Source organism: Flagellimonas marinaquae, assembly GCF_023716465.1.
In the GTDB taxonomy this organism is placed as follows: Bacteria; Bacteroidota; Bacteroidia; order Flavobacteriales; family Flavobacteriaceae; genus Flagellimonas; species Flagellimonas alginolytica.
The window spans coordinates 3,333,232-3,345,757 of the sequence record NZ_CP092415.1; the positions used below are offsets into that span (position 1 = coordinate 3,333,232).

Genomic DNA, 12,526 nt, shown 5'->3' on the forward strand with positions numbered 1-12,526 from the left:
AATCATGTTGGAAATCAAGCTTATAACAGCTTTGATATGTTCTCGGGAGGTCTGCCGACCACAGCTTTTTTCCCATCGACCACAATGGGTCGTTCAATTAATTTAGGGTAGTTTGCCATCGCGGAGATAACTTCATCATCCGTTAAGTTCCGCCCCCTAAAGTTCTCTTTCCAAATGGACTCATTTTTTCTAACAAGGTCTATCGGTGCAATGCCCAAATATGAAATCAGGGCTGTTAGTTCTTCCTTGCTGGGAACATCATCTAAATATTTGATTACTTCAAAGTCTTTCCCCGACTTTTCCAAAATGGCCAATCCTTCCCTGGATTTTCTACAACGTGGATTATGATAAATTTTGATCATATTTCAATATGTTTAAACTAATTGCTGCCGACCGATTATTCTTCTTTTTGTCCCATCATCATTAAATAGGACTTTAAAAATGCATCGATTTCCCCATCCATAACGGCATCTACATTTCCGGTTTCCTCGGCCGTTCGAACGTCCTTCACCAATTTATAGGGGTGCATTACATAATTTCGGATTTGCGATCCCCATTCGATCTTCATTTTTGAAGACTCGATTTCTGCGCGCGCTTCCTGCTTTTTACGAAGTTCGATTTCGTAAAGTTGCGATTTCAACATTTTCATGGCTGTAGCCCTGTTATCGTGCTGCGATCGAGAATCGGAACAGGAAATTTGGATTCCAGTTGGTTTGTGAACCAATTGAACTTTGGTTTCTACCTTGTTTACATTTTGTCCACCTGCACCACTAGATCGTGCTGTGGTTATTTCAATGTCCGAAGGATTTACTTCAATCTCAATGCTGTCGTCCACCAAGGGGTACACATAAACAGAAGCGAAGGAGGTGTGCCTTTTGGCATTGCTGTCGAAAGGGGAAATGCGGACCAAACGGTGTACTCCGTTCTCACCTTTTAACCAACCAAAGGCATATTCACCCTCTATTTCCAGGGTAACCGTTTTAATTCCTGCAACATCACCTTCTTGGTAATTGAGTTCTTTTACCTTGTAGCCGTTCTTTTCGGCCCACATTAGGTACATGCGCATGAGCATAGAAGCCCAATCACAGCTTTCGGTCCCACCAGCGCCCGCGGTAATCTGTAGCACTGCGGTAAGCTCATCGCCCTCATCCGAAAGCATATTTCTAAATTCCAATTTTTCAATGGACAATTGTGCTTTTTCGAACTGTTTGTTTACCTCTTCTTCGGTAACTTCTCCGGCCTGCTGAAATTCAATAAACACCTCAAGATCACCGACCAATGTTTTGGCCTCTTCGAAGTCTTCTACCCATTTCTTTTTGGATTTGATGGACTGCATTTGTTTTTGGGCTTCTTGCGGATTGTCCCAGAAACCTGGAGCAAGGGTTTTTTCCTCTTCGTTCTCTATTTCGATAAGTTTGGCATCGATGTCAAAGATACCTCCTTAACGCACCAAGGCGCTCAATAAGATCTTTCTGTTGATCTGTGTTTACCATGTAATATATTTTGGGGTAAAAATAAGTTTCTTTCCTCACATGGCCTTATTATAAATGGAATTCTATCGAACAACTTGTGGTATAGTGTCCGAGCTCATACATTAAATTAAAACGGAAGTTGATTTTTCAATTTATTGGGATAGAATAAGACAGTGCAAACTGTTTTTTAAAAATGATTTGCATATTTTTAAGGCAACTAATTCAACCAAATTATGAAGAACTCAACTAAGCTCATGGCCCTATTATTTTTTGTGGGCTTTACCATGGGGGCACAAACGTTCGAGAAGGTTAGGGACTTTCAAAAGTTTAACGGCTATTTTAATTTTTATTACGATGACTCCAACGATAAGATTTACGTCCAAGTCGATGAGTTGGAAAAAGAGTTTTTGTACGTCTACTCTTTGAGCAGTGGAATAGGAAGCAACGATATTGGTCTAGATCGCGGGCAATTGGGCAACGAACAGGTGGTCTATTTTAAAAAGGCAGGGAACAAGTTGCTACTTGTGCAGCCCAACCAAACTTTTAGGGCCATTACGGAAAATGAGCTCGAGAGAAAGTCTGTGGAGCAAGCCTTTGCCAAGTCAATTCTGCATGGTTTTGATGTGGTAGAAGAGGCGAGCGGCAGTTATCTTATAGATTTTACCGATTTTCTGGTGCGCGACGCACATGGAGTTTCCAATCGTCTAAAAAGATCTAAGCAAGGCTCTTACAGTTTGGATAAAAGTAAAAGCGCATTCGCATTGGAGCGTACCAAGGCTTTTCCAAAAAATGTAGAGTTTGATGTAACCCTTACCTTTAAGGGAGATCCACAAGGTGCCTGGATTCGTTCAGTTACACCTACACCAAGCTTGGTCACAGTGGCACAACATCATTCATTAATAGAATTACCTGATGATACATTTGAAAAAAGGCTGTACGACCCTCGAAGTGGTGGCTACCCATTTACCTATTATGATTATGCCACTCCGGTTCAAGAATCTTTGGTAAAGCGTTTTATCCGAAGACATCGATTGGAAAAAAAAGACCCTAACGCAGCTATAAGTGAACCCGTTGAACCAATAATTTATTATTTGGACAATGGGACACCGGAACCCATTAGATCAGCTTTGTTGGATGGTGGGAAATGGTGGAATCAAGCCTTTGAGGCGGCAGGCTATAAAAATGCATTCCAAATGAAAATTCTGCCGGATGACGCCGATCCATTGGATGTGCGTTACAATGTAGTACAATGGGTACACCGATCGACCAGGGGTTGGAGCTACGGGGCAAGTGTTGTTGATCCCAGAACAGGGGAAATATTAAAAGGCCATGTTAGTCTGGGCAGTTTAAGAATTCGTCAAGATTTTATGATAGCACAAGCTTTAATGGACAAACCATTTGCCGAAAGAGATGATAACCATAAAGAAATGCTGGAATTGGCACTTGCCAGAATCCGACAACTCTCCGCACACGAAATAGGACACACACTCGGGTTTGCGCATAATTTTGCGGCAAGCACCAACAATAGGGCTTCTGTTATGGATTATCCACACCCGCAATTTGAATTGGAAGGCGATAAGATTAGCTTTAAGAACGCATACGATACAGGAATAGGAGAGTGGGACAAGGTAACCGTAGCCTATGCGTATTCAGATTTTCCCGAAGGAACAGACAAGACTGCCGCGCTCAAAGCCATATTAAAAAAAGCCCAGGACGATGGATTGCGCTATATCTCCGATCAAGATGCAAGGCCAAAAGGAGGTGCGCACGCATTGGCCCACTTGTGGGACAACGGTAAAAGTGCAAGTAGCGAATTGGAGGAAATGCTGAAAATAAGGGAGACGGCCATACATAATTTTTCTATCGACAATATCCGAAACGGGGAAGCATATTCCGTTTTGGAAGATGTTTTTGTACCCCTTTATTTTTTCCATCGTTACCAAACCGAAGCAGTATCCAAGGTAATTGGTGGCTTGGATTATAATTATGCCGTAAAAAATGGTGGGCAGTTTCCAGTGAAGCCAATTGGTCAAGCTGAGCAAAAAACAGCTATGGAATCCATTCTAAAAACCCTGGATGCCGAAGTAATTGCAATCCCTAAGGACAAATTGAACCTATTTCCTCCTCGCGCCATCGGATTTAACCGTTCCAGGGAATCCTTTAAAGGAAGAACAGGGGTTAGTTTTGATGCATTGTCCGCATCGGAAACGGCCGCAGATATGACCCTCGAATTATTATTGCACCCAGAACGGGCCTCTCGACTTATTCAGCAAAAAAGCATAGATAAAGGACAGATGGGGTTAAAAGATGTGTTGCAAAAGACAATTCAAGGCACTTTTGATCTTTCACATCGAGATGCCTACCATCAAGAAGTGCAGAACACTATAAATTTCAGGGTGCTCTACCATATCATGAACCTTGCGGCTCACGATAAAGTTCACCCACAGGTAAATGCGATTGCCAACCAAACTTTAAGTGAACTAAAAACACAGTTGTTGAGCAATGGTAAAAATGCAATATCAACCGAAATGGTAAAAAGAATAGATGCCTTTACCAAAAAACCATCCGATTTTAAACTGATCCCAGTTTCTAAAATCCCTGATGGTTCGCCTATTGGCATGGATTGTATGGACTAATTTTATTTATGGAGATAAACTTAATAAGTGACACGGTCACTAAGCCTTCGACAGCAATGTTGGAGGCCATGATGAAAGCCAAAGTGGGGGATGATGTGTTCAAGAACGACCCTACTGTGAATGAGTTGGAAGCCAAGGTCGCAGATTTTTTTGGTATGGAGGCGGCACTGTTTTTTCCAAGTGGTACCATGACAAATCAGACTGCAATTAAAATCCATACCAATCCAGGAGATCAATTGATCTGTGATAAGTACTCCCACATATTTAATTATGAAGGAGGTGGTGTGAGTTTTAACAGTGGGGTTTCCTGTAGATTGGTAAATGGGCATAGGGGAATGATGAAGGCGGAACAAGTCGAGGAATCCATAAACCCACCGGATTTTTACCATAGTCCATTGACCACATTGGTAAGCATAGAAAATACAACGAACAAAGGTGGCGGGGCTTGTTGGGATTTCGAAGAACTACGTAAAATCCGAGAAGTCTGCAATAATCATGGTCTAAAATATCATTTAGATGGTGCGAGACTTTGGAACGCCTTGGTAAAAAAGGGAGAAGATCCAAAAGCCTACGGTAAGTTATTCGATACCATTAGCGTTTGTTTCAGTAAGGGAATGGGGTGTCCCGTAGGTTCGGTTTTGGTCGGTAGCCAAGAAGATATGGACAAAGCGATTCGAATACGCAAAATTTTTGGCGGAGGAATGCGCCAATCCGGTTATTTAGCGGCAGCGGCTATCTACGCACTGGAAAATAATGTGGATAGGTTGGTGGAAGACCACAAAAAAGCTGAAGAGATCGGGAAGGTGCTCACATCTCTCGATTTTATCAAAAAGGTGGAACCTATCGAGACCAATATCATAATTTTTGAAATTGATGAGAAAAGCATGTCGTCCGAAGAATTTCTGGAACGATTGGCCGAAAATAAGGTTTCCATAATTGGAATGGGACAGGGAAAACTGCGTATAGTCACCCATTTGGATTACACCGATACGATGCACCAACATTTTTTAAAGGTTTTAAAAAGTATAGGGTAGCAGGGTGATCATTTCGAGCGCGAAGGAGAAGCGTGAAAAGCAATTGATTGTATTCGGTCTAACATTAAAAGTGCAAAGGTGTCTAAAACTCCAAAATTCATGGGGTTTACACCAATGGAACGAATTTTCTAGAAGATAAAATGTATAAGTGCAAGAACTCTATACTATTCGACCTTATACTTTTTTATCTTTAGACCTTTGACCTGAGCAAAATCCAATTATCCAAACCTGTTCGTGATACGCTTTGCACATGAGCGGACGATCGAATTCTAAAGTTTAGCGTTTCAATACTAACATCAAACCAAGACTACTTCATAAAAGCATCCATTCCCGGAATGTTGGGCATACCTTCCTTGGCTACAGCGGCCAATTCGGCTTCATTTATTTTGGAGGCTTTCTCAATGGCCTTGTTTAGGGTAAGTACCAAATAATCTTCCAATTGATCTTTATCTTCCAACAAAGAGTCATCAATGGAGATGGATTTTATTTCACGATTGGCGGTTAACGTTACTTTAAGGAGTCCGTCCGAGGATGCTTCATCTACCATAACGGAGTTCAATCTTTCCTTGGTGACTTCAACTTTCTTTTGGGTTTCTTTTAATTTACCCATCATTCCCATTAAATCTCCAAACATAACTTTAATTTTAGGGCTTGCCGGACCGCTGTCGGAACAAGCATTCTATCTATAATTGTTTAAACTAAGTTCAAAAGTAGTAAATTGGTCAAAACACTAACAAATGAAACAATCCATTTTAAGAATTTCTATTCTGCTTTTATGCCTTATTTTTGCCCCCGCTTGTAAAAACAACAAAGAACAATCCATGAGTATAGCTCCGCCGGTGGCACCAAAACATCCAACCAAGCTAGAAAAGCACGGTGATGTTAGAATTGATGATTATTATTGGATGAACAATAGGGAAGATCAACAGGTTCTCGATTATTTAAATGCCGAGAACGATTATTTCCAAAAAATGACGGCCCACACCAAAGCGTTCCAAGAAGAACTTTTTGAAGAAATGAAGGGAAGGATCAAGGAAGATGATTCTTCCGTACCCTATAAGCTCGACGGATATTGGTACATAACCCGTTACGAAGAAGGAAAGGAATACCCGATTTATTCCAGAAAAAAAGAAACGCTGGAAGCAGCGGAAGAACTGTTGTTCGATTGTAACGTAATGGCAGAAGGTCACGATTATTTTAACTTGAGAGGTGTTTCCATAAGCCCGGACAATACCATGGCATCATTTGGAACCGACACTATTTCCAGAAGACAGTACAATATCCAGATAAAAAACCTAAAAACAGGTGAAATATACCCGGATGTTATCGAAAATACAACGGGCAGCGCAGTATGGGCCAACGACAACAAAACTTTGTTCTACACTAAAAAAGACCCTGTCACCCTTCGTTCCGATAAAATATATAAGCATGTATTGGGCACATCTGCCGACCAGGATGAATTGGTTTTTCATGAAGAAGACGACACTTACAACACCTTTGTTTATAAAACAAAGACCAGAAAATATATTGTAATCGGATCCAGTAGCACCCTTACTTCGGAATATCGCTTTTTAAATGCCGATGATCCCGAAGGCGATTTTAAAATCTTTTCTGAGCGGGAAAAAGGCGTGGAGTATTCCATATCCCATTTTGAAGGTAACTTTTATATACTTACCAATAAGGATGGTGCAACTAACTTTAAGTTGATGAAAACCAACGAAAACAACACCGCATCCGAACATTGGGAAGAATTTATTCCGCACCAAGAAGATGTGCTGCTCGAAGATGTGGAAATTTTCAGGGATTATTACGTGGTTACCGAAAGAAACAACGGTCTCAATCAGATGAAGATTGCCAAATGGGATGGTTCCCTTAGTTATTATTTGCCTTTTGATAGCGAGACTTATGTAGCGGGACCATCTGTGAACTTGGATTTTGACACAAAAATACTTCGTTATTATTATAACGAAATGGGTGAACCTTATGCCATCATCGATTTTGACATGGAAACCAAGACCAAAACGGTTCAAAAACAACAAGAGGTCCTTGGAGGCAAGTTCGATAAAAATAATTATAAGACCGAACGTATATGGGCCACGGCGAGGGACGGCAAAAAAGTGCCTGTTTCCATAATATACCATAAAAATACCCCACTGGACGGCACAAGTCCTTTGTTGCAATACGGTTATGGTTCTTACGGAGCAACGATGGATCCTTATTTTTCATCCATACGATTGAGTTTATTGGATAGAGGGTTTATTTATGCGATTGCACACATTAGAGGTGGTGAATATTTAGGAAGACCTTGGTACGAAGATGGCAAATTATTCAATAAAAAGAACACCTTCACGGATTTTATAGATGTTTCCAACCACTTGATCGAGAAGAAATATACTAGCTCCGAACATTTGTATGCCATGGGTGGTTCCGCTGGCGGACTCTTAATGGGGGCCATCATAAATATGGAACCAGAACTGTACCATGGCGTAATTGCTGCAGTACCTTTCGTAGATGTGGTAACCACAATGTTGGACGATACCATTCCGTTGACCACTGGCGAATATGACGAATGGGGAAATCCTAATGACAAGGCGTATTACGATTACATAAAATCATACTCGCCGTATGATAATGTTGAGGCCAAGGAATATCCCCATATGTATGTGTCCACAGGACTGCACGACTCTCAAGTTCAATACTGGGAGCCTGCCAAATGGGTAGCCAAGTTAAGGGAATACAAAACCGGGGAAAACCTCTTGTTTTTGGATACGAACATGGATGCCGGCCATGGTGGGGCATCGGGCAGATTTGAAGCATTGAAGGAAACCGCAAAGGAATATGCCTTTATTTTGGACCTCGAAGGAAAAGCCCATTAAAAATAAAATGTTACATTTGCACGGAATAAGCTTTCGTTTAATCGAAGTTTTGTTCCTACCTAATACCAGTTATGAAGAAACAGATAAATGCGCACAGCAATATCCTAGACCTAATTGGAAGTACCCCCTTGGTTAAGCTAAACAGAATTACCGCCCCTCTTACTGGAAATTTCTATGCTAAACTTGAATGCTTTAACCCCGGACATTCTTCAAAGGACAGAATTGCAATTCATATTATTGAAGAAGCCGAGCGAAAAGGGATTCTTAAGCCGGGTAGCACCATTATCGAGACCACATCTGGCAATACGGGCTTTAGCCTTGCCATGGTAAGCATTGTTAAGGGATACAAATGTATTTTGGCAGTAAGTTCAAAATCGTCCCCGGACAAGATTGATATGTTGCGTTCCATGGGAGCGAACGTTTATGTATGTCCTGCCCATGTAAGTGCAGATGACCCACGTTCGTATTACGAAGTGGCCAAACGTTTGCACAGTGAAACCCCGAATTCAATTTACATCAACCAATATTTTAACGAGCTTAATATAGATGCCCACTATTCCAGTACAGGGCCGGAAATTTGGGAACAGACCAATGGTCAGATAACCCACTTGGTGGCTTGTAGTGGAACAGGTGGTACCATTTCTGGTATTGCCCGTTATTTAAAAGAGCAAAACCCGAACATTAAAGTTTTGGGGGTCGATGCGTATGGATCGGTATTGAAAAAGTACCACGAAACAGGGGAATTTGATCATAACGAAGTTTACCCATACCGAATTGAAGGTTTGGGGAAAAATTTGATTCCTTCCGCTACAGATTTCAATGCAATAGACAGATATATAAAGGTAACCGATGGCGAAAGTGCCCATATGGCACGTAAATTGGCCCATACCGAAGGTATTTTTGCAGGATATACCAGTGGTGCAGCCACTCAGGCACTGTATCAATTGAACACGGAGGGAGAATTTACGGAAGACAGTAATGTTGTTGTGGTATTCCCGGACCATGGTTCAAGATATATGAGCAAGGTATACAGCAACGAATGGATGGACAACCAAGGGTTTTTCGATATCCAAGATGCCGAGGTTCCCGAAGAAATCAAATACATAAAATAAATAAGTACCTTATAATACCTCAAAAACGGCAATGTAAATTCATTGCCGTTTTTTTTATTTATAAAAATATCGTTATGCGAGGTTCATAAAAATATATACTTTTGCAGATGAATCAATATTAATGTAGATGAGAGATTTATTCGATAGAATCATTGAGAACAAAGGACCTTTGGGTAAATGGGCTTCACAAGCAGAAGGCTATTTTGTATTTCCAAAACTGGAGGGTCCCATTTCCAACAGAATGAAATTTCAAGGAAAGGACGTAATAACGTGGAGTATCAATGACTATCTGGGTCTCGCCAACTTGCCCGAGATTAAAAAAGTGGACGGTGAAGCAGCCATGGAGCACGGAGCAGCCTATCCCATGGGTGCCCGAATGATGAGCGGTCATACCGATTACCACGAACAATTACAGAACGAATTGGCAGAATTTGTTCAAAAAGAAGCCGCTTACCTATTGAATTTTGGATACCAAGGATTTATGTCCGTAATCGACGCCTTGGTGGCCAAAGATGACATAATCGTGTACGATGTGGACTGCCATGCTTGTATTATTGATGGTGTTCGATTGCACATGGGCAAGCGCTTTACCTTTAAACATAACGACCCCGAAAGTTTAGAAAAAAACCTTGAGCGCGCTACAAAATTGGCCAATGAGACCGGTGGTGGAATCTTGGTGATTTCCGAGGGCGTATTCGGTATGCGTGGTGAGCAAGGAATACTTAAAGAAATTGTGGAGCTTAAGAAAAAGTTCCAGTTCAGGCTATTGGTGGATGATGCCCATGGATTTGGAACTTTGGGCAAAACAGGTGCCGGAGCTGGAGAAGAGCAAGGGGTACAAGACCAGATTGATGTGTACTTGGCCACATTTGCCAAATCCATGGCGAGTATTGGCGCCTTTGTTGCGGCAGATAAAGAAATTATAGAGTACTTAAAATACAACCTTCGTTCACAGATGTTCGCAAAATCCTTGCCCATGATCTATGTTAAGGGCGCGTTGAAAAGATTGGATATGTTGCGAACTATGCCAGAACTTAAGGCAAAGTTGTGGGAGAATGTAAACGCGCTACAAAACGGATTAAAGGAAAGAGGGTTCGATATTGGTACAACATCAAGCTGTGTGACCCCTGTTTACCTGAACGGAAGTATACCCGAAGCAATGGCCTTGGTTAAGGACTTGCGCGAAAATCATGGGATTTTCTGTTCCATAGTGGTTTATCCCGTAATTCCAAAAGGATTGATTCTACTCCGTTTGATTCCAACAGCAACGCACACCATGAAGGATATCGAAGAAACCTTGGATGCATTTTCATCGATCAGGGAGCGTTTACAAAATGGAACGTACAAACGATTGTCTGCTGCCGTGGCAGCTGCAATGGGAGAATAATACCCTTCTTTTAAAAAACACTTAAAACTAATTGCAGCGGACTTTGTTCCGCTGCAATGCGTATTGTGTATTTCCTATTCGCCATCTGCCTTGGCGCACATTATTCTCGTTAAATGGGTTTATGCTGGTTTGCCCATCATAATATTGTAACTGTACTGCTGGTTGTCCTTGATAATCCACCAGTTGCCACCGCCCTCCGTTGGACCCACTGGAAATTCCTTGAGCATTGCCATAGTTCCCTTCCACACTAAAGGAGCCATCCGTATTTATGGAAAAAGTACCATTGCCACAAAAGTTAACATAGGTTATGGAGCTGGCCATGCTATCATTTACGTAAGATGTACGCTGATAATAAACCAGTTGACTGCCAGCTATAATGTTCCATAGGCCTTGATTGTTCAATTCGGGATACTGAGCTGTGCTGTTTGGTTCCGTAGTGGGCGAGGGGGGAATACCAAAAGTATCATTTTTGGAAATTTTCCTATTATCCTTCATAAAAGGCGTAAGATCATAATTGCCTAGATTTTGTAAGTCGGAATATTTATAAAAGGGTTCGTTGAACCCTGTTGCCCTAACACTCATGTTCAGCCCATTTAAAGTAGCCTCAAAATCCACTGGGCCGTCCAATCCAAAGATCTCACCACTAATCCGCGTACCAGAACCTGTAGCTCTGATCGCAAAACTTGCGCCTACAGCCGCCAGCATACCGTGGTATTCATCACCCACACGTTTAAATTGGATTGAGATACTATTGGTACCGTTTACAAAAGTCCCGACAAAGTTGGAGTTTTGAGCACTTGTGCTCGATAGGACAAATAGAAAAACAAAAAGGCTTGAGGCAATCTTTTTCATAGTCAATGGGTTACTGTATTAAAACTATCAAAAAGAAGCAAATCCAACAATAAAATTAGTTGAGCAACAACAATTCGATCTAAAACTGCTAGTTGGAGACTAGTTTTAGTCCAATTATGGAAACAATCAAAGTAGTTATAAAAAAAAGTCGCCAAAAAGTGGCCGGTTCCTTAAAGACCAAAATTCCTATTAAAACAGTCCCGACGGCACCGATACCGGTCCAAACTGCATATGCAGTTCCTATGGGCAAGTGTTGGGTAACTTTTACTAAAAGGACCATGCTTATGGCCAAACATACCAAAAAGCCCAAATACCAGTAAGTCGCTTCGGTTCCAGATGTTTCTTTGGCTTTTCCGAGACAGGCTGCAAATGCAACTTCAAAAAGCCCGGCAATAATCAATAATATCCAATTCATAGTTTTTATTTAATACCTTTTGCTGTTCATTTTTAACCTTTATGGGTGTCCTATTCCAATATTTTTATCACTTTGCATGGGTTGCCGTACGCCAGCACGTTATCGGGAATATCTTTGGTTACGACGCTTCCTGCACCAATGGTCACATTGCTTCCTATGGTTACTCCAGGAAAAATTACGGAATTCCCGCCCACCCAAACATTATCGCCAATAGTCACTGGCTTGGTATAGGTGAGATAGCGGTTTTCGTTCTTGTTTTGAACAATTCTTTCTGAGGCCTTTAATGGATGTGTGGCGGTATAGATTTGAACATACGGGGCGATTAGCCCGTTTTTGCCGATTTTGATTTTATTATTGTCCAAAAACATGCAATTGGTATTGACAAAGGTGTTTTCTCCAATGGAGATATTTTCTCCATAATCGCAATAAAATGGGATTTCTATCCAAACACCATGGGCCTTGTGTTCAAAAAGTTCGTTTAGAATCCGCTCCCGTTCTTGGATTAGTTCGGAATTTAGATTATTGTAATCTTTCAGAAGTTTTCGTGCTTTATGATAGATTTTAATCAGTTCTGGGTCTCGGGAGTCGTAATATTCCCCATTTAGCATTTTTTCTTTTTCCGTCACAATTGGTTTTTTTAATGAAGTTCATCACCTTACGATGCCATTATCTTTTGGTGATTATAATGTAAGTTATTGGTTTGACCCGATAGGCCTTAATTCTGTTTGGACAATGTAATATT

At 41.2% G+C, this 12,526-nt stretch carries 11 protein-coding genes; 5 read left to right on the forward strand and 6 right to left on the reverse strand.

Translation table 11 applies throughout. The annotated features are described in order from the left end of the window. Window positions 1-20: 20 nt before the first annotated feature. Complete coding sequence (arsC, locus tag MJO53_RS14725; protein ID WP_224837304.1) at window positions 21-362, reverse strand: arsenate reductase (glutaredoxin); 342 nt, start codon at window positions 360-362, stop codon at window positions 21-23. Between the two features lie 35 nt (window positions 363-397). Next, window positions 398-1,493, reverse strand: a protein-coding gene (gene prfB, locus MJO53_RS14730; RefSeq protein WP_252079656.1) for a peptide chain release factor 2 whose coding sequence is annotated in 2 segments (ribosomal slippage) — window positions 398-1,429 and window positions 1,431-1,493 — 1,095 coding nt in all. Because the reading frame shifts where the segments join, the coding sequence is not laid out codon by codon here. Between the two features lie 212 nt (window positions 1,494-1,705). Here prfB and MJO53_RS14735 point away from each other — a divergent pair. Next, window positions 1,706-4,108 carry a zinc-dependent metalloprotease gene (locus tag MJO53_RS14735; protein ID WP_252079657.1) on the forward strand — a complete coding sequence of 801 codons (2,403 nt, stop codon included), beginning with the start codon at window positions 1,706-1,708 and terminating at the stop codon, window positions 4,106-4,108. An 8-nt stretch (window positions 4,109-4,116) separates the two neighbouring features. Next, window positions 4,117-5,142, forward strand: coding sequence for a threonine aldolase family protein (locus MJO53_RS14740; RefSeq protein WP_252079658.1), 1,026 nt, complete (start codon window positions 4,117-4,119; stop codon window positions 5,140-5,142). A 307-nt stretch (window positions 5,143-5,449) separates the two neighbouring features. On the opposite strand, the gene MJO53_RS14745 is transcribed toward MJO53_RS14740, so the two are convergent. After that, window positions 5,450-5,776 (reverse strand): YbaB/EbfC family nucleoid-associated protein, encoded by a 327-nt coding sequence (locus MJO53_RS14745; protein ID WP_252079659.1) that lies wholly within the window; start codon window positions 5,774-5,776, stop codon window positions 5,450-5,452. 103 nt (window positions 5,777-5,879) lie between these two features. Here MJO53_RS14745 and MJO53_RS14750 point away from each other — a divergent pair, with 103 nt between their 5' ends. The 3 genes from MJO53_RS14750 to MJO53_RS14760 all read left to right on the forward strand — a co-directional run bounded on the left by MJO53_RS14750 (window position 5,880) and on the right by MJO53_RS14760 (window position 10,517). Then, window positions 5,880-8,018, forward strand: coding sequence for a S9 family peptidase (locus tag MJO53_RS14750; RefSeq protein WP_252079660.1), 2,139 nt, complete (start codon window positions 5,880-5,882; stop codon window positions 8,016-8,018). A gap of 71 nt (window positions 8,019-8,089) precedes the next feature. Beyond that, complete coding sequence (locus tag MJO53_RS14755) at window positions 8,090-9,130, forward strand: PLP-dependent cysteine synthase family protein (RefSeq protein ID WP_252079661.1); 1,041 nt, start codon at window positions 8,090-8,092, stop codon at window positions 9,128-9,130. A 127-nt stretch (window positions 9,131-9,257) separates the two neighbouring features. Further along, complete coding sequence (locus MJO53_RS14760; protein WP_252079662.1) at window positions 9,258-10,517, forward strand: aminotransferase class I/II-fold pyridoxal phosphate-dependent enzyme; 1,260 nt, start codon at window positions 9,258-9,260, stop codon at window positions 10,515-10,517. Between the two features lie 27 nt (window positions 10,518-10,544). Here the strand turns inward: MJO53_RS14760 and MJO53_RS14765 are convergent, their stop codons facing one another. The 3 genes from MJO53_RS14765 to MJO53_RS14775 all read right to left on the reverse strand — a co-directional run bounded on the left by MJO53_RS14765 (window position 10,545) and on the right by MJO53_RS14775 (window position 12,410). Next, complete coding sequence (locus tag MJO53_RS14765; protein ID WP_252079663.1) at window positions 10,545-11,369, reverse strand: hypothetical protein; 825 nt, start codon at window positions 11,367-11,369, stop codon at window positions 10,545-10,547. A gap of 88 nt (window positions 11,370-11,457) precedes the next feature. Further along, entirely contained in the window at window positions 11,458-11,784 is a 327-nt protein-coding gene (locus MJO53_RS14770; protein ID WP_252079664.1) for a DMT family transporter, read from the reverse strand. A gap of 50 nt (window positions 11,785-11,834) precedes the next feature. Beyond that, on the reverse strand, window positions 11,835-12,410 hold the full coding sequence (locus MJO53_RS14775; protein ID WP_224837314.1) for a sugar O-acetyltransferase: 576 nt from the start codon (window positions 12,408-12,410) through the stop codon (window positions 11,835-11,837). Between the last annotated feature and the right edge of the window lie 116 nt (window positions 12,411-12,526).